Annotated in this window: 16 protein-coding genes; 13 read left to right on the forward strand and 3 right to left on the reverse strand. The window is 37.1% G+C overall.

What is annotated here, in order from left to right; all coding sequences use genetic code 11:
- Positions 1 to 124: 124 nt before the first annotated feature.
- The 12 genes from B2Z27_RS18100 to B2Z27_RS18155 all read left to right on the forward strand — a co-directional run bounded on the left by B2Z27_RS18100 (position 125) and on the right by B2Z27_RS18155 (position 12,652).
- Positions 125 to 1,288 carry an imelysin family protein gene (locus tag B2Z27_RS18100; protein WP_286814721.1) on the forward strand — a complete coding sequence of 388 codons (1,164 nt, stop codon included), beginning with the start codon at positions 125 to 127 and terminating at the stop codon, positions 1,286 to 1,288.
- Positions 1,289 to 1,395: 107 nt separating this feature from the next.
- Positions 1,396 to 2,790, forward strand: coding sequence for a di-heme oxidoredictase family protein (locus B2Z27_RS18105; RefSeq protein ID WP_286814723.1), 1,395 nt, complete (start codon positions 1,396 to 1,398; stop codon positions 2,788 to 2,790).
- 4 nt (positions 2,791 to 2,794) lie between these two features.
- Positions 2,795 to 3,892, forward strand: coding sequence for an imelysin family protein (locus tag B2Z27_RS18110; protein WP_286814725.1), 1,098 nt, complete (start codon positions 2,795 to 2,797; stop codon positions 3,890 to 3,892).
- Positions 3,893 to 4,237: 345 nt separating this feature from the next.
- On the forward strand, positions 4,238 to 4,972 hold the full coding sequence (locus B2Z27_RS18115) for a flavodoxin family protein (protein ID WP_286814727.1): 735 nt from the start codon (positions 4,238 to 4,240) through the stop codon (positions 4,970 to 4,972).
- A 259-nt stretch (positions 4,973 to 5,231) separates the two neighbouring features.
- Positions 5,232 to 5,603, forward strand: a complete 372-nt coding sequence (locus B2Z27_RS18120) for a hypothetical protein (protein ID WP_286814728.1) — start codon at positions 5,232 to 5,234, stop codon at positions 5,601 to 5,603.
- A gap of 385 nt (positions 5,604 to 5,988) precedes the next feature.
- On the forward strand, positions 5,989 to 7,143 hold the full coding sequence (locus B2Z27_RS18125) for a hypothetical protein (RefSeq protein ID WP_286814729.1): 1,155 nt from the start codon (positions 5,989 to 5,991) through the stop codon (positions 7,141 to 7,143).
- Positions 7,143 to 8,915: an ATP-binding protein gene (locus B2Z27_RS18130; RefSeq protein WP_286814730.1), complete on the forward strand. Its 1,773-nt coding sequence runs from the start codon at positions 7,143 to 7,145 to the stop codon at positions 8,913 to 8,915. The genes B2Z27_RS18125 and B2Z27_RS18130 overlap by 1 nt, the downstream gene beginning before the upstream one ends.
- A 94-nt stretch (positions 8,916 to 9,009) precedes the next feature.
- A complete protein-coding gene (locus B2Z27_RS18135; RefSeq protein WP_286814732.1) occupies positions 9,010 to 9,411 on the forward strand; it encodes a biotin/lipoyl-containing protein in 402 nt (133 codons plus the stop codon).
- Positions 9,412 to 9,582: 171 nt separating this feature from the next.
- Entirely contained in the window at positions 9,583 to 10,533 is a 951-nt protein-coding gene (locus B2Z27_RS18140) for an SDR family oxidoreductase (RefSeq protein ID WP_286814733.1), read from the forward strand.
- Positions 10,534 to 10,562: 29 nt separating this feature from the next.
- Positions 10,563 to 11,168, forward strand: coding sequence for a hypothetical protein (locus B2Z27_RS18145; RefSeq protein ID WP_286814735.1), 606 nt, complete (start codon positions 10,563 to 10,565; stop codon positions 11,166 to 11,168).
- Positions 11,169 to 11,226: 58 nt separating this feature from the next.
- On the forward strand, positions 11,227 to 11,739 hold the full coding sequence (locus B2Z27_RS18150; RefSeq protein WP_286814737.1) for a hypothetical protein: 513 nt from the start codon (positions 11,227 to 11,229) through the stop codon (positions 11,737 to 11,739).
- 1 nt (position 11,740) lies between these two features.
- On the forward strand, positions 11,741 to 12,652 hold the full coding sequence (locus B2Z27_RS18155) for a helix-turn-helix domain-containing protein (protein ID WP_286814739.1): 912 nt from the start codon (positions 11,741 to 11,743) through the stop codon (positions 12,650 to 12,652).
- Positions 12,653 to 12,748: 96 nt separating this feature from the next.
- On the opposite strand, the gene B2Z27_RS18160 is transcribed toward B2Z27_RS18155, so the two are convergent.
- Positions 12,749 to 14,089 (reverse strand): sugar porter family MFS transporter, encoded by a 1,341-nt coding sequence (locus B2Z27_RS18160; RefSeq protein WP_286814740.1) that lies wholly within the window; start codon positions 14,087 to 14,089, stop codon positions 12,749 to 12,751.
- Positions 14,090 to 14,204: 115 nt separating this feature from the next.
- On the opposite strand from B2Z27_RS18160, the gene B2Z27_RS18165 reads away from it, so the two are divergent.
- Entirely contained in the window at positions 14,205 to 14,915 is a 711-nt protein-coding gene (locus B2Z27_RS18165; protein WP_058104730.1) for an SDR family oxidoreductase, read from the forward strand.
- Positions 14,916 to 14,917: 2 nt separating this feature from the next.
- Here B2Z27_RS18165 and B2Z27_RS18170 read toward each other — a convergent pair whose 3' ends face one another.
- Both B2Z27_RS18170 and B2Z27_RS18175 read right to left on the reverse strand, forming a co-directional pair.
- Positions 14,918 to 17,659: a PD-(D/E)XK nuclease family protein gene (locus B2Z27_RS18170; protein ID WP_286814741.1), complete on the reverse strand. Its 2,742-nt coding sequence runs from the start codon at positions 17,657 to 17,659 to the stop codon at positions 14,918 to 14,920.
- 73 nt (positions 17,660 to 17,732) lie between these two features.
- The gene (locus B2Z27_RS18175; RefSeq protein WP_058104732.1) at positions 17,733 to 19,076 is read right to left on the reverse strand and encodes an OmpA family protein; all 1,344 of its coding nucleotides are present in this window, start codon (positions 19,074 to 19,076) and stop codon (positions 17,733 to 17,735) included.
- Positions 19,077 to 19,189 lie beyond the last annotated feature (113 nt).

Here is a 19,189-nt window from a genome sequence, read left to right on the forward strand (position 1 = left end):
AGTTCCTACGGACACTAAGTGTTAAATTTGCTATACTAATTTAGAATAATTAAAAATAATTTGTTCTTGTCTAGGTGATGATTTAGATTTGCCGTCTATTTAAAATAAATCTAAATAAAATATAATGAAAAGAGTTATTCTGGCGGTAGGTTTTATCGGTCTAATAGTATTAGGTTGTTCATCAGATGATGATTCAACAACAGAAGTTGTAGTAGACGACGCTATTGAGGCATCATCTGTAATAGAAAACTACGCAGATTTGGTATTGGCCAATTATCAAGCAGCTTTGGTAGATGCAGAAGCTATGAGCGTAGCTATACAAACTTTTGTGGCAACACCAACAGAAGAAAATTTTGAGGCGGCCAAAGAAGCATGGTTAACTTCAAGGGAAAGCTATGGACCTTCAGAGGCGTTTAGATTTGCAAACGGACCTATAGATACGGGTGATACCGAAGAAATTGAAGGGTATTTAAACTCTTGGCCTTTAGACGAGGCATATATTGATTATGTTGAAGGAGATGTTGATGCCGGTATTATAAACAACCTTGCAGATTTTCCAACATTGACAAAAGAGATTTTAACTGGTGAAAATGGTAATGGTGGCGAAGAAAACGTTGCTATTGGTTACCATGCCATTGAATTTTTGCTTTGGGGTCAAGATTTAACGGCACCTTCTGAGAATTTGGCAGGTCAAAGAGCATATACAGACTTTGTAGATGGTGGTACGGCTGCCAACCAAGATCGTAGAAGAGAGTATTTAGCGATCGTTGCAGATTTGTTGACGGATCACTTGCAGATTATTATTGATGAGTGGAGCGGTGACTACAGATCAACCTTTTTGGCTTTGGACGAAGATGAAGCATTGGATAACATCATCAGTAGTATAGCTGAGCTTTCTAGAAGTGAGTTGGCTATTGAGCGTATGGCAGTAGCCCTACAGAACCAAGATCAAGAAGATGAGCACTCATGTTTTAGTGATAACACCCACAGGGACATTAGATTGAATTTGGCAGGTATCGTAAACGTATACACTGGAGCTTACGGTAGTGTAGATGGTAACTCTTTACAAGATTTGATAGAAGAGGCAGATGCGGATCTTGCAACTGAACTAGATGCTTTATTGGCAACCGCGGTTACCGATGTTGATGCAACATTGGATCCATTTGATTTGGCGATCGTTGATGGCGAATCTAGTGTAGAAGGTGCAAAGGTACAAACAGCGGTACAGGCGTTGGTTGCTTTTGGTGACAAGCTTTTGGAAGCTAAGGTTGCTTTGGGTATCAACTAAAAGAAGTCTATAGAGTTGTTATTTAGAGGATTGTATTTTGCAATCCTATATAGGTGAATGGTAAATTAAAACTGGATTTTTTAAATCCAGTTTTGTCGTTATATAAAATGAACAGAATTTCAATAGCGTTTTTATGCTTACTGGGTGTAGTGGTAAGCTCATGTAGTACAGATGAGGTAATGGTTCCATTAATGGCAGAGGAAGGTGAAGAACTTTCGGGCGGTACCACATCATCAAGTAATTTTTCTGCAGAAGCCTTTGGTTTTGCTTCCCCGGATCTAACATTTGATGAGCGTGTAACTTTTGGGGTGGGCAATTCACTCTTTAACCAAAGTTGGGTAACTGCACCGGCATCTACCACTGCAAGAGATGGTCTAGGTCCTTTCTTTAATGCAAGAAATTGTTCTGGTTGCCATTTTAAGGATGGTAGGGGCAGACCGCCAGCGTATGACGGGGAGTTTTCTAGCGGACTTTTACTTCGTTTGGGTATTTTGCAAACCAATGAAAATGGAGAAAATATAGGTGATCCCATTTACGGTACACAATTTCAAGACAATTCTATTTTAAGCGTAGATAAAGAAGGTACTATTATTGTCACCTATACACCATTGATCGAAACGTATGCTGACGGTACAGAAGTAGCTTTACAGGTGCCGGAATATTCGTTTACCGGTCTAAGCTATGGGGGTTTAAGTGCAGCAACAAGAATATCGCCCAGAGTGGCCAATCAAATGATCGGTTTGGGGCTTTTAGATGCTATACCGGAAGCAACTTTATTGAGCTATGCCGATCCTAATGATGCCGATGGTGATGGTGTTTCGGGCAAGATCAATAGGGTCTACGATGTTGAAACGGGTACCCGTGTCGTAGGTCGTTTTGGTTGGAAAGCCAATCAACCTAATATAAAACAACAGGTAGCCGCCGCATTTTCTGGCGACTTGGGTATAACGTCATCTCTTTTTCCTAATGAGAACTGTCCGGATCCTTTAGATTGTGATGATTACCCCAACGGCGGAACACCGGAAATTCCCGATGATAACTTAGAAAATGTCACTTTTTATGCCGCATCTTTATCCGTACCGGAAAGAAGAGATGTAGATGATCAAAATGTGTTAGAGGGTAAAGAGCTGTTTGTAAGTATAGACTGTGCCAAATGCCACATTCCAAAGTTGGAGACAGGCGCCTATGATATAGATGCCTTGGCCAACCAGACTATTCGCCCTTATACAGATATGTTGTTGCATGATATGGGAGATGGGCTAGCGGACGGACTGCCAGATTTTGAGGCCAACGGAAATGAATGGAGAACACCGCCATTGTGGGGCATAGGATTAATAGAAACCGTAAACGGCCATACCAATTTATTACATGATGGTAGGGCAAGAAATGTAGAAGAAGCCATTTTGTGGCACGGAGGTGAGGCTTTGGCTTCAAAAGAAAAATTCAAGGAACTTTCAGCAGAAGAGAGAGATAAAATTATTCAGTTTTTGAATACACTTTAAGATTATGAAAAAGAAAATTTTATGCATGGCGGTGATTATGTTCGCATTTTCATGTGGTAATGACGATAGCGTAACCAATGAAGAACCCACGTTACTGACCGTTGAAGAAGGGCGTAGCCAACAGGTCACAGCATTATATGACTATCAGATCAAAGTAAACCAAGCGGCACATGTGGCCGTTTTAAATAATTTGGTAACCCAAAGTTTAGCTTTTGAGGCTAATGCTACGGAAAGCGAGCTGGTTGCTTTGCAAGAGGCGTGGAAAACGGCATTTTTAAACTGGAAAAGCAATGAAGTATTTAACTTAGGCGCTATACAGAGCTCGTTTATACATACCAGAATTAATCAGTGGCCTACAAATTTTGAGGCATTGGAGGAGAATATTGCAGGTGAAGAAACATTGAATAGTGCCTTTGTCTCTAGCGTAGGAGCAAATACAAAGGGCTATAGCGCCATTGAGTATTTGTTGTTTCATGATACCAATGCAAATATACTTACCGAATTGACCACAGCTGAACATGCTGAAAGACGTATGCAATACCTGTTGGCATTGATAGAGAATTTAGCGGAGCAAGCCGCTTTTTTACAAACCTTTTGGGAAGGGGTGGAGCCTAGTTTTAAAAGCAATTTAGAGACTGGTGTCAATGGTAGTCAAAACCAAGTGGTCAATGCAATAATAGCTTCTTTAGAAGGTATGAAAGGCACCAAGATAGAAGAAGCATTAAATGCGGAAACAGATGCCGTAACCTATTTTGAAGCGTATAGGAGCAGAACTAGTAAAGAAGCCTTGATCGTAAACCTAAATACTTTGTATAATAGCTATTTGGGCGAGTATGAAGGTGAATCTGGTTTTGGGTTAGACGATTATTTGATCGAAGTTTTGGACAGACCTGAAATCGATACGGCATTGCAAGAAGCATTCGTGGTAGCTATGAACGATTTAGAAGCTATGGATGGCGCTATTGAAGATATTTTGGTGTCCGATGTTACCGCACTTGAAACCCTTAGAACAGACCTGCAAACCATTATTGGTCTGCTTAAAACAGATTTCTCCAGTGCGGCCAGTATTGTAGTAACGTTTAATGATACGGACGGAGATTAAAAAGTATCCGTAAAGAAGATAAAACTACATACATAGTTAAGTAGAGCTATTTTAATTGAGGTTAAAGGCAAGGTATTATCACTAAGTGCTTTTAACCTCGTTTATTTTCAGTACCTCGTACTTTGCAATGGGTATTAAAACGTCAAATTTTTCTGCGGAACTCCCTATGTTGTAAATAATTGAGACATCTGCCCGTTAAGGTAGGAAACTACTCAAAACATATTGATATTCAGAAAATTATAATGAAATAGGATAATTTTATATGTGAACGAACACATAAATTAATCCTAATATCCCGAAATTGCCCATGGTCATTGCACCATAAAATTCCATAAAACATAGGGTATGAAAAAGACAGATTTTAGCGATTTAAAAGTGATATATATTAATTGCACACTAAAGAAATCGCCACAGGAAAGTCATACTCAAAAGTTGATGGAAGTTTCAAAAGCGATCATGACCAAAGAGCAGGTTAAAATAGATGAGGTTCGTTTTATAGACCATCAGATTGCAAGTGGTGTGTACCCCGATATGACAGAACATGGTTGGGATGTTGATGAATGGCCAGAAATAGCCGAGCGTATTTTAAATGCCGATATCACAATTATTGGCACACCAATTTGGCTGGGCGAAAAATCATCTGAAGCCCAAAAGATTATTGAACGTTTGTATGCCATGAGTGGCCAGACCAATGAAAAGGGTCAGTATATTTTTTATGGTAAAGTAGGCGGCTGCATTATTACTGGAAATGAAGATGGTATTAAGCATTGTGCCATGGGTATTTTGTATTCCATGCAACATGTAGGCTACTCCATACCGCCGCAAGCAGATAGTGGATGGATCGGTAAAGTAGGACCGGGACCAAGCTATGGCGATACCAAATGGAAAGGCGAAGACCTTAAAGAACCTGTAGGTTTTGATAGCGATTTCACCAACAGAAATACCACCTTTATGACCTATAATCTGTTACATTTAGCCAGAATGATGAAAGACAATAACGGCTACCCCAATTACGGAAACTCTCGAACCGAATGGGATGATGGCAAACGTTGGGAATTTGAAAACCCAGAATATAGATAAGGCTTTAGTTTACAGTAATAAGTTTATAGTATCAAGTATCAAGTACTTAGATGTTACATCTAAAAACACTTACCTAATACTTTGTACTCAGTACTTAATACTATTTTTTTCCCAACTCCCAACTCCCAACTATTTTAAACCTCGGACCTCTCTTTTACAGTACTTTTAAACATAAATGAAAGAAAAATACTACCTTTCTGCTTACTTTGTAATCAATAGCTTAAACATAACGTTTGGTTCAGTTTTTTAAAAAATTTTTATGAAAGCAAAATTTTTCGTGTATTTACTTTTTAGTCTTGTTGTTTTAAACTCATGCTCAAATGAAGAAGACAATGTTTTTATAAATGAAGGATATTGGAGTGGTCAATATACAGGTAATGTAGATAGTGGTAATTGGTCAATAAGAATTGACATGAATAAAACTGTTATTGGAACGTTTACTCCTATTCAGTCATCATATTCCTACCAAATTATAGGAACTATAACCGAAAATGGAGTTTTAAATGCAGATATAAAAACTACAGAAATCGTTGGAGAGTTTAGTGGAACTTTTATAGACGATATTGCTTCTGGACTTTGGACAATAAATGGTGATGACGATAGCGGAAGTTGGACTGGAGTAAAATTGTAAAAAAAAGTTCAGCAGACGATTTTAAAACGGATTTGGAGGATAGACCGAAGACCGCATTTTATGGTTACCGAATAATTCAGAATGTAGTTTTGAATAGCCTTTACGTATGCATTGTACTTAATACTTTGTACTCATTACTTAATACCATTTTTTCTCCCAACTCCCAACTCCTAACTCTTAACTAATTTGCACCTCGAACTTCTCTTTTACGGTTACCCGTAATTTTCCATGGAAGAAAAATACTACCTTGTCGGTCGGTTCTAAAACATTACTTCCCCCTGCCGTTTTGGAATGTTACTATATAATTTAATATTTGGATTTAAAGTAATCTTGTTGCTTTATATCGTTGTTGTGCATCTTTATTAAAAAAAGAAAAATCTCAAGAATGGATGGAGCTTATGTAGCAATAAAAGGTTTTAAATATCAATTTGACCGTTCTATACTTGAAGTATTTAATAACCCGTCAATACCCGTTCGAATAGAACAGCTTCAAGATTATGAATTTGACAATTACTTTGTTCAAGTTAAATATCATGACACAGACTATACAACTCCGCAGCAGAAGCAAAAAATAAAGAAACCTTTATTACAATTATTAGATCAGCATAAGGTAGATAAGTCCAAGAAATTTATTCTTTTTATTTATTTAAAAGGAGTCGCTCAAAACAAGAAAAAGCTTTCCATTTCGGACTTGGACTCGATTCTAGGTAATAAAAAGGATAATTATAGTGCTTCAGAAAAAACATCGTTTGTCCAAAATTTCACTCTAATTCATGCACACGATTTTGTTACACAGTATAATGAGGTAATAGAAAAAATAAAAACACTGTACTCCAAATCCATTGAAGAGGCGGAATTATATTATTCAATAATTTCTAGTTATCTACTAGATATTGTGACTAAAAACGAACCTTCAAAGAAAAACTTAAGAACTTGTTCTAAAAAACAATTGGACAAACTTATTTCAGAAGGAAAAAAAATAGTCTTTAAATCTGCCTTCAATGATGTATTGACTGCTGAGAAAAGAGTTAAACTACTTCATAGCCAATTTTTCAAGAGTCAATTAAATAAAGAGCCAAATGAGAGATTTTTTGTTGTGGAAGTAAATAACCTCACGCACATATCCGTAATAAAGGAATTAGTGCTTACACTTAAAAACAAATGGAGTAAAAACAAAACAAAAACAATTCCTGAATCAGACAGATTTGTACCATATATTTTATTGCATGGAATAGAATCACAAAAACTGATTGAATTAAAGACGGACTTACAAAAAGATGGATATAATATATGTGATGGGTACGATTTTTTTAATGCCCCTTTCAATCTAGCAAGTCTCAAAGTAAGACCAACTTTTGAAAATAAGCTCTTTTTCAAATTCATTAATAAAGCGTCAGAATTAGACCAAATCATAAATCAACTCGATAGAACGGGTGAAATATATCAGTTCTATTTAGAAACACCTTTAAGTATTTCATTTACTCAGAAACACTTGAAATTTCAAGTACAAGAAGTAAATGAAATTAAAAACATAATTTAATGGCAGAACAAAAAGTAAATGGTGAAGTAATAGCAGTTCTTCCCAATAAAGTTAAAATCAAAATAGATGACCTTAATGCTTTTAAAGGCGCCGAACAGCTTAAAGTCGGGTCATACATTCAAATAGCAGATAATGATAACTCTGACATTAAGTTGATAGCAATTATAGAGAGTTTCCTCATTGAAGTTACAGAAGGTGGAGGGAGAAAGTACTTAATTGAAGCTAATCCTTTAGGAACCATTGAAGATGGTGTTTTCAGACGAGGTGGTGATTCAATCGCTTTACCACCAAAAGAGGCTACCACAGCTTCAAAAGAAGATATCAAAGCAATTTATTCTAGCGGAAGCAATGAAAGTAATTATGAGAGATTTTGCTTTGCTCAGCTTTCACATTCATCAAAAGAAAGAATAGATGTTCCTGTTAATGGAAATAGGTTTTTTAATAAACACTTTGCAATTGTAGGTTCAACTGGATCAGGTAAATCACATACCACGGCAAAAGTTTTACAAAACGCTACTCAAGAAAGAAAATCGGATTTTCAAGGATTAAATAATTCTCACATAATAATTTTTGACATCCATTCGGAGTATAACTCTGCATTCCCAGAATCAAATAGCATAACTATCAATGACTTAATTCTGCCCTATTGGTTACTTAACGGAGATGAGTTAGAGGAGCTATTCTTAGAGTCAGGTGATAATAACAATTATAATCAATCATCACTCCTACGGACGCTCATTACAGAGAATAAAATATATAAAAACCCCTCTGAATCCAAAGTGTACTTCGACAGTCCCCTTAAATTTGATATTGATGAAATATTAAATTGTTTTCAAAATTTAAGAAAAGAAACAAAGCATACTGAAAACGATTTAGATATTCAATTTTCAGACGGGGGTAAAATATTTAGATCAGACTCAGAAAAATATCAACATTACTTTAAAAAGACTTACGAGTTTGCTTCTCCAAGACGAGCAAGTAAAGACGCTGGTCATGGAATTTCAAAAGGAGCTTATAGTGATGGGTCAATAGATAAATTTGTTTCCAGATTAAATACTAAAGTGGATTCTCAAAGATTGAGACAATTCCTTTTTGGAGATAAAAGTAAAAATATAAGTTTTGAAGAAACTTTGAGACAATTCTTAGGATATGGCTATGATCATGAAAATAGAAAAAATGCTAAGTCAAATGTTACTATAGTAGATTTAAGTGGCGTTCCTTTTGAAGTTCTCAGTATTACGGTTTCATTAATATCACGTTTATTATTTGATTATTCATACTATTACAAAAAACAAGTTGGTGACAATGATATGCCTTTACTCTTAGTATATGAGGAAGCACATAAATATGTACCAAAAAGTGATTTAGCGCGGTTTAAATCCTCAAGATCTTCAATCGAACGAATAGCAAAGGAAGGTAGAAAATATGGAATATCATTAGCTATAATAAGTCAACGACCTTCAGAACTTTCCGAAACAATATTTTCACAATGCAATAATTTTATTGCAATGAGGTTGACAAACCCTGATGATCAAAATTATGTAAAAAGACTTTTGCCTGATTCCTTAGGATCGGTAACTGACATTCTACCTTCTTTACAATCTGGCGAAGCGCTATTAATAGGTGAAGCAACGGTTATGCCGTCTATAATTCTTATAGATAGATGTGATAATGAACCATCTTCAAACGATATACCATATTTGGAAAAATGGAAGGAAGAATGGTTTGAAAAAGTGGACTTTAAAGGAATCACAAAATCATGGAAAGATTAAAAAAACGAATGCACAAGGATGTGTATAATGCATAGCATCCTGCGGGACGCAACGACACCATACACGGAACGTTAGCGTGGAAACCCTACAAATTTTGAGAAAAATAATAGAAGCATATTTAGCTAAGCTTTTTGAGTATAATAAGAAAAGCGCCCAATATATGGAGGATTTTAAAGCTAATCCTCATTTTAGAACTAGGGAAGAAATAGAGAGAGAAGGTCCAAAATCTAATAGGGTGGTCATTCCAGAACTGAAAACAGGAGAAATAAGTGTGTGTACAAGTCCAGATTTGGGAAATCAGATGCCTCTGGTTTTAGAAAAGTGGTATGTAAAAGTTGGCGATAAGGTAAATTCTGGTGATGTGTTATGTGAGTTAGGGAATGAAGCCGTTACCATAGAATTTGAAAGTTTCTATAATGGTAAAGTAATCTGGATTTGTGAACTTAAAAAGGGCTTGGTTCCAGGAGATGAGCTATGTAAATTAGAAGGTATTTAATATTCTCCACTATCCCACTATCCCACTATCCCACTATCCCACTATCCCACTATCCCACTATCCCACTATCCCCACCAAAAAGTACACAACATTCGAAAATGTGTGTAAGTCCTAACGGCTTCTTCGCATATACCTTTGTCCTATTCTTATAGACATTAAAAAATAGGCGATATGAGTACAACACAATTTGGTAAAAAAGGGTGGACCCCAGATAGAATCAAAAGCCTTAAAGGCAAAACATTCATAATTACCGGGACAACCAGTGGTACTGGTTTTGAGGCGGCAAGAATACTGTTGAAAAAAGGGGCTAAAGTGGTCATGCTAAACCGTAACCCCAAAAAGGTTGCCGATACGTTGTCAACCTTAAAACAGGAACTTGGCAATGCCATACCGGTAAGCAATATAGAAATGGACTTGGCATCATTGGCATCGGTAAGGAAAGCTGCAGGTGAAATACTGAAAACTGTACCACAAATAGATGCCCTAATGTGCAATGCCGCCATTGCGCAAGTACCCAAACAAACATTTACGGAAGATGGTTTTGAAAGTCAGTTAGGGGTAAACCATTACGGTAATTTCTTATTACAGGCTTTGCTGTACCCACGTATAGAAGAATCAAAAGGGCGAATAGTGACCGTGGGCAGTATGGGCTACAATTTGGGCATAAAGACCATACAGTTCAATGATATGAACTGGGATAAGAACTACAGCCCAAACGGCGTGTACAGTCAAAGTAAATTGGCGCAGATCATGACCGTTTATGAATTGCAAGATAGACTTAAGGCGGTGGGCAAAACAGGTGTAAAGTCATACGCATGCCACCCGGGTGCCTCTTCAACATCATTGATTAAGACCAGCGGTAGCTTGTTGACAAGATTTATTTGGCAGATTATGAAATTAACGCCCATGGTACAATCTGCAGAGAAAGGGGCATACCCAGAAATCATGTGTGCCACCGAGCCAGATTTGGACCAATCAGGTTTCTACGGACCAACAGGTAAAAATTATTGGACAGGTCCCGTAGGTGAGTGCAAGCTTGAGCAACATGCCAAGGACAAACCCGTCATGGAAAAACTGTGGGAAGTTTCAGAAGAAGCCGTTGGTTATGAATGGAACGTGTAGTAGTTAACTAATAATGAAATAGGAATAAAATGAAGAGGATAAAAAACATTGGTGTCGTAGTAATGCTTTTAGCATCATTACACGTTTTTTCACAAGAAAGAAACTGGAAAACCGAAACCGCTAAAGACGGTAAAACGGTAGTAAAATACGAATTGGTAAAGGAAGAAGAAGGAACGCATTTTTATTACGTTGCCCAGACCACTGCCAACATAAGTTTAGAAGCGCTAGATGCCTATTTTTCAAATACGGCCAACCATAAAAATTTCTTGGAGAGAACCCCGGTAACCCAAGAGATAGAAAAAGTGTCGGAAAATGCATGGTTGGCCTACTATTATTTTGATGCTCCTTGGCCCATGGCAGATAGTGATATTGTGATAAAAATCAATAGGGTAAAGCAAGAGGATAAACTTGTTTTTACGGCCATAGCTGCTGCAAATGATTACAAGAAGGAAGATGTAAAAAGAATGACGGACTATAAAGTTGTTTATGAATTTGAAAAGGTAGACAATACAAGTACTAAAATCACCTATAATGCAGATTATGTTCCGGTGGGTTCGGTTCCTAATTTCTTGGCAAAAACATGGTTTCCAGAAGGTCCGGCAAAAATTGTAAATAATATAGGGTCTAGGAAATAGACAAAAACAATAGATTAAATTTTAATTTAGTAGAATAGAGCAATTAAATCATAGAGACATGGATATATTAAAAGCGGCAACAGATTGGGCAAAGGCAGAACTATTTTCAACTCCGTTCTTCATGCTCTTCGGTCTGGCTTTTTTAGTGGCAAGCTTGGGGTTTTGGCAATTGGGTAAAACAGATATCGCCAGAGCGTATATAATTCCTACATTGGTAGCGGGCAGTTTACTTTTAATCATTGGTGTTGGGTTGTTTTTTACCAATAAATCAAGAATTCCCCAATTTGAAAAAGCCTATCAAACAGATGCACTGGCGTTTGTAGCATCAGAATTGGAACGCGCCGAAGCTACCTTAAAAGAATACGATACTATTGTCTTTAAGGCGATACCCATTATAATCATAGCTTGTGCCATAGTACTGTTGTTTGTAAGCACACCGGTTTGGAGAGCAAGTATGATTACCGCTATAGCTATGTTGGTCGCTATCCTGTTGGTAGATGGTACCGCTCATGCCAGAATAGATGGGTATAATAAAAAATTACAATTGGCAGCTAAAGAAATGAACAAGTAGTATGCAGCATTTTAAAACATTATCGTCCTATATAGCGTATTTGGAACTACCTGGTCCGGAACATCCTATGTTGAGTGTATTTTCGGCAACGGGAGATGGTTTTTTACCTTGCCCCAAGGAAAGTTCGCCACCCATTACCAATGATTGTTATACTATTAGTTTTAAGAAGTTTGTACAAGGTAATTTAAACTATGGCCGTACAACATACGATTTCAATAACGGAGCGCTATTTTTTATTGCACCAAGGCAAGTGTTGCAATGGAACGAGGCAGCGGTATTTGAACAAAAAGGGTTTTCGATCAGCTTTCACGAGGACTTTTTAAAAGGGACAGAGTTGGCGCATCAGATCAAAAAATATGGTTTCTTTTCGTATTCGGTCAATGAGGCATTGCACCTTTCACCAAAGGAAGAAAAGCAGATAGAGTCCATTGTCGAGAATATTGAAATTGAATATCAAAACAATCAAGACGAGTTCAGTAAGGACATTATTATATCTCAATTGAGCACCCTGTTGAAATACGCCAATCGATTTTATGAGCGTCAATTTTTAAACAGAAAAGAACTTTCTACGAGTTTGTTAGAACAGTTTAATACGCAGTTGTTGGAGTACGTAGAATCTGGTCAGCTACAGGAAAATGGTATACCTAGCATAGAACAGATTGCCGATAAAATGGCAATTTCGCAACGTTATCTAAGCGATACCTTAAAAAAGGAGACCGGTAAGACCACCACGGAACATTTGCAGTTGTTGTTAATAGATGAAGCAAAGAATATGTTATTGCATCCCAGTAAAAGTATTGCTGAGGTTGCGTATGAGTTAGGTTTTGAATATCCGCATTATTTCTCAAGGTTGTTCAAAAAGAAAGAAGGTATTAGTCCAACGGCTTATCGTGAAAAGTTTAGTGTGAATTAGATACTTCCATTACTATTAAAGGGAAAAGACTACAAAGCCCTAGTTACATCTGTAATGAGGGCTTTGTAATTGATTTATGTTTAACAAGATGATGTTTTATTCTTTCACCAATTCCTTGCTCAATTCCTCTAAAGAAACTCCTTTGGTTTCCGGCATTTTGGTCATTGCCCAAATAAGTTGCAATACCATCATTGCACAGAAGAAGTAGTAAATATACCAAACATGGTCTTTAAGAACACCTTGGGTAGCATCTAGGAAAAAGGGAGTGATCAATGTAATGATCGCGGCAAATACCCAATGTACACTAACACCCCAAGACTGCCCGTAAGCACGAACACTGTTAGGGAATATTTCTGATATAAAGACCCAAATTACCGCACCTTGCCCAATGGCATGAGAGGCAACAAAAGTACAGATGAAAGTAAGTGTAAGGGTAGATCCCAAATCCATTTGAAAACAGAGACCCACCATAACCAAACTAATAATGTAGCCTATAGAACCAATAATAATCAGTTGTCGTCTTCCTAGTTTATCCAACAAGCGAATTCCAATAAAGGTGAATACAAGATTTACGATACCAATGGCGATCGAGTTGAAAAGAGACTCTTTACCGCCTAACCCGGCTTGCTCTAAAATTTCAGGGGCATAATACAGTACAAAGTTGATACCTGATAATTGATTAAAGAATGCTATAAAGAAAGCGAGCCAAAGTACTTTTGAGTATTTCTTTTGAAAAAGGCTTTCACTTTTGGTGCTGTGCTGTACATCGGTCTTAATCTCTGCCAATTGTAGCGCGGCCTTTTCTTTAGAGTGTATGATCTCTAATATTTTTAAGGCACCTGCATCATCCTTTTTGTGTAAAGCCAACCAACGCGGGCTTTCAGGTACGGTAAATACCATTGCGGTGTAAATGAAAGCGGGTATGGCTTCTACACCAAGCATCCAACGCCAATCATTTGAACCATCAAAACCTTTTAATAACCAGTTAGATACAAAGGCGATCAAAATACCGAATACCAACCAAAATTGGTAAAGTCCGCCAAGCTTTCCACGATTCTCCTTAGATGTAATTTCAGAAATGTAAATAGGAGCGGCAACCGAAGAAATACCGACACCTACACCACCAATGAAACGAAATAGGGAAAATGAATATGGATCTTGCGCCAAGGCAGAGCCAAGTGCGGAGACCAGAAACAGAATACCTACCCATAACAGCGTTTTCTTACGCCCTAGGTTTTTGGTGGGAATGCCACCAAAAAGAGAGCCTACTACGGTACCCCAGAGTGCCATACTCATGATAAAGGTGCCGTGAAATAAAGGTGATGTGTTCCAAATTTGTTTAATAGGTTCATTTGCGCCGCTGATGACAACGGTATCAAAACCAAATAAAAATCCTGCGAGGGCCACGGTAATGGACCATACGATAATTCTGTTCATTGTTGAGTGTTAAGTTGTACTTAAATATAACGAATGAAAACCGTTAATTCTTAATCTTTACGAACAAGAAAAAAATATAAGATTTGGTAACTTGTGGTCATCTAAAAATGAAACAATGAAAGATTTAAAAAATAAAGTAGCTTATATAACAGGAGGCACTAAGGGAATAGGCTTTGCCGTAGCACAAACATTATTGGGTCAAGGCATGAAAGTGGCCATTAGCGGTAGGTCTCAAGAAAGCGTAGATCAGGCGTTAAAAGATTTTAATAACGATAATGTTTTAGGAATTGTATCTAATGTCGCTAAACTTTCAGACGAAGAAAATGCCGTAGCAAAAATAACGGATAAATGGGGTCAAGTAGATGTTGTTCTTGCAAATGCCGGTGTTGGTAATTTTGCACCCATAGATGAAATGACCGAAGAACAATGGCACCAAATGATAGATGTAAACCTTAGTGGTGTTTTTCATACCCTAAAAGCATCTGTAGCGTCCCTGAAGAAAACAGAAGGATATTATATTACCCTAGCAAGTTTGGCAGGTACCAATTTCTTTGCTCAAGGTGCCGGGTATAATGCATCAAAATTTGGTGTGGTAGGCTTTACACAAGCGGCAATGCTAGATCTTAGACAGTACGGTATAAAAGTATCTACCATAATGCCGGGTTCTGTGGCAACACATTTTAACCATAATGAGCCAGGTGATAAAGATGCATGGAAAATACAGCCAGAGGACATTGGCGAATTGGTGTTAGATTTATTGCAGATGAACGAAAGAACCTTACCTAGTAAAATAGAGGTAAGGCCAACAAGACCGGACAAGAAATAAGTTTAGACTTCTTTTTCAGAAAAAGGAATGTCGGCATTACAGATTTCTGTAATTAACTGACCAAGTAGCTGCTCGAAATCAGAAATGACCTCATTTGTAATAAGGTGATTTTTGGGTCCTCGGGCAGTTTCTTTTTGTGCGAACAACAACGTACCATCGGCAAAATTCTTCAAAGAGATAATACCTGCTTGAATGGTTAAGTTATCTGCAGGATGCATTTTAAAAAACATTAATCCGTAGCAAAGCAATTGAAAAGCCTTGCTAAACTGATATTCTTCAGTAAGTACGTCCCAATCCATTAATTCAACATTTCGTCGTTCTACCTTACCTGTTTTGTAATCTATGATACGGGTAACGCCATCAAATTCATCAACACGGTCTAATTTTCCTTTTAAGGTGATGGGGAAGTCCAAACCGACAATTTCCAGGGGTACTGATAGTGACTGTTCCAGTGCAATTATTTTAATGCTATGGTCTTTAATAGCGGCTATTTCTGCATCTATAAATGTTTGAATGTACTTAAGGATGACATGAAAAGAAATATAGTTTTTACCAGAACTGATGTTCCCTTCCTTGTACGTTTTTTCAAAGTTACGGGCTACCGAGGTAGTTACATTTTTACGGATATCGTTTAGAGACTCTTTGGTAAGGGTTGTGCCAATTAAAGGTGTATATAACTCTTCTAAGCTATCATGTACAATAGTACCAAAAGTATTGGGGGCAAGGGTTTCTTCAACCTGCATGACCTCATTGATATTCAATAGATTCTGCTTATAGAAATCAATTGGGTTTCTAATGTAGTTGCTCAAAGAGCTTGGTGAAAATCCTTTAGCGGCTTTTTCATGAATAAGTTGTGTAAGCGTAGTTGTCTTTGCTATCTGCTCAATTTCTTTGGCAATAGGTTGTATGGTAGGTGTGGCTATGACTTCTTTGATATCGCTTCTGTTATCATCCGTTAGTAATTGGGTGATCAACCTACTACGTTCTCCACCTTCTAAAGCATCTGGCTCAGTATTATATAAGATGTATACGTTTTTGGCACGCTGTAATAATCGATAAAAGTGATAGGTGTACACCGCATCTTTTTCTTTGTAAGTGGGTAATCCGTTTTTCGTCTTTAAGTCGAACGGAATAAAGGAATTATTGGATTTTCCAGACGGCAGCACACCTTCGTTTACTGACGTGATGATAATGGTCTCAAAATCCAACAACCTACTTTCTAGCATTCCCATAATCTGTATGCCTTCTATAGGGTTTCCTTGAAAATCTAAGGTTTCTGAGCTTAACAACTGTTTAAAAAGGTGTTTTAAACTTTTTAAATTGTTTATGTAGGTAAAATTGTTGCAAAGATCCTTGAGCTGATTGAACAAGGTATAGAATTTATATAACTGCTCTAACAATAATGAATTCTGTTTTACCGCCTCTATGCTTCTCATAGAAGTGATTAAGGCTAGAAAGTTTTCTAAAAGTTTATTGGGATCGTTGCTGATCTCTTCAAACAATAAAGAAACAGTGGCATGCTCCGGTAAAAGCGCATTTATTTGTCCATGGTTGATATAGGTCCAATTATTCAACTTTATTTTTGAAATTAACTGGTGGGTTGAAACCTCATTTGCATCGAATAATATGACAGAATATGAATGCGTCAAAAGATTCAATAGGTGTTTATAGAACCAGCCACGATCTGTTTTTTGTTCATGAAATTCTATGAGGTTTATAAAAAAACTTGCTAGGGTAGTAGATTCTAGCTTTTGACCCATGGTAATATTCGTTGCCGGAATATGATCCGGTATAGAATTTAATAGGGGGTTTAATAATTCTTCATTACCGAGAACAATGGCGGAGTTTTGCAATGTTTCTGGTGCGTTACCTTGAATGTGATTTAAAATATCACCTACGTAATTCACCTGGGATACATTTTTGGGTACACCAATAATTTCTATGTGCTTATCAGTATTGTAGTAATTGGTTAGACCGGCAAGGGGTTTGTCTTTTAGAACATTCCATGTTTTTTGATACTGGCGTATAAAGTATCCGGCATCATGAATATTGTCTTTTAGAAAATAAGGATCAATATCCCAATAGATAGCTGCATCTGTTTTTTCAAGAATGGTTTGTATAAGAATACTTTCAGCAGTGTTCAAGGCATTAAAGCCAAGAAAAATATGTTTCTTGCTGTTGGATTCAAGATAACCAGAAAGTTGGGATACCGATGTTTTGTATATAAGACCTTGATGACCTAAACCTTTTTGTATGAGGTTATTATTGAATTTGGTATAGATTTCTTCAAGGTGGCGCCAAAAATGAAGGTAATTTTCGATCATTTCAGATTTGTCGCTGTTCAATGACCAATGATTTACCTCTTGTATAGCGGCAACATTTTGATACAGACCAGTGGCATCTACTAAGTAGCGATCCACTTCATTAAAATCTTGTAATAGTATTTGTCCCCATTTCAAAAAAGAATCAAAAGATTCTTTTTCATAGTCACCAACGCTCAAGTAAGCATTATATAGTTCAAATAACTGGGTAGTAGTATTGGCGGTTACCAGGTTGGATACTTTTTCAATGAAGTCTTCAATACTGTAGATTTCAGGAGCAAGTATGGTTTTGGTCAATGATTTGGATAGTGCTTTCTTAAGAAAGACACCAGCCCGTTTACTGGGTAGGATAAAAATGGTATTGGCAATGTTGGAATTGTGTTTTAAAACATCCTGTACTACATCTTGTATAAAGCTCTGCATGATGTAAAAATAAAAAAGCTCCGCAATATTGCGGAGCTTTTATTTTATTAAAACACTTAGGTATGTTTTTTACTTATTTTACTAAGTTGATTTCTACCCTTCTGTTTTGAGTTCTACCAGCTCTAGTGTTGTTTGTTGCGATAGGCTTAGACTCACCGTAACCAACTGCAGATAATCTGAACTCTTCTATTCCTTTGTCAACTAAGAATTCTTTTACAGAAAGAGCTCTTGACTCAGAAAGACTTTGGTTTAATTTTTCGCTACCTACGCTATCAGTGTGACCTTCAACAGTAAATTTAGCGTTAGGGTATTCTTTAAGGATAGTGATAATGTCAACCATTACTGAAGTAGACTCAGCTTTGATAGAAGATTTACCAGTATCAAATAAGATAGTTCTAGCGTAATCGTTCAATTGCTTTTGAACTTCTTCAGTTACTTCAGGACAACCAGCGTTAGCTACAGTACCAGCAACTTCAGGACATTGATCGTCTTTGTCTAATACACCGTCACCGTCAGTATCAGGCCATGGGCAACCTTTGTTCTCAGCAGGACCTGCTTCAGAAGGACAAGCATCATCTTTATCAGCAACACCGTCACCGTCAGCATCTGGACAACCAGCTAAAGCAGCAACACCAGCTTCGTTAGGACAAGCGTCATCTTTGTCAGCAACACCGTCACCATCAGCATCAGGACATCCGTTCATTTCTTTAGAACCAGCTTCGTTAGGACAAGCATCTTTGCTGTCTTCTATACCGTCACCGTCAGAATCTGGACAACCGTTGAATGCTTCAAGACCAGCAACTTCTGGACAAGCATCATCTTTATCGTAGATACCGTCACCGTCAGTGTCAGTACCACCAAACTTAACTGAGATACCAGCTAAATGTTGGAAATGAGGAGCTAAGTAATCTTCGAAAGCATGCTTATAAGAAGATTGTAAAGTAAGACCTAAGTTCTCAGAGAACCAGATGTTAAGACCAACACCACCGTTTGCAGTACCAGCACCGATTTCATCGATCCAAGTATAACCACCACCTATTTCGATGAATGGGTCAAGAACAGTTTGTCTTTTTATGATATCATATTTAATTGTACCATCTATAGCGTAGTGAGATAGATCGTCAACACTAACGTCACCTAATTTGCTAATTTTGTTAAGAGAACCTCTAGCTCCAACAGAGAAACCATCTCCTATAGATTTAGATACTCCTACATAAGAAATAGAAGGTAAGATATTCCAGTGATCGTTTGCATTGAAGAATTCATTACCGAAAGAACTTACATCCGAAGTTGGATATACGTCAATGGCATTAACCCCAAATTGCACTTGCCAAGGGTTATTCTCGTCTTGCGCTTGTATGTTGTTGATACCTACAACAAGTAGTACAACAACCAATAATTTGCTAAGATGTTTCATGTTCAAATTTTTAAGTTTAAGTGTTTATTAGCTGCAAATGTAACTTGTTAAATATTATTAACAAAATCAATTTCCTATTTTTTTTAATGCATTTAATAGATTAAATGGTGCAT

Origin of the sequence: Maribacter sp. UBA3344 (assembly GCF_002362375.1) — a bacterium.
GTDB lineage: Bacteria > Bacteroidota > Bacteroidia > Flavobacteriales > Flavobacteriaceae > Maribacter > Maribacter dokdonensis.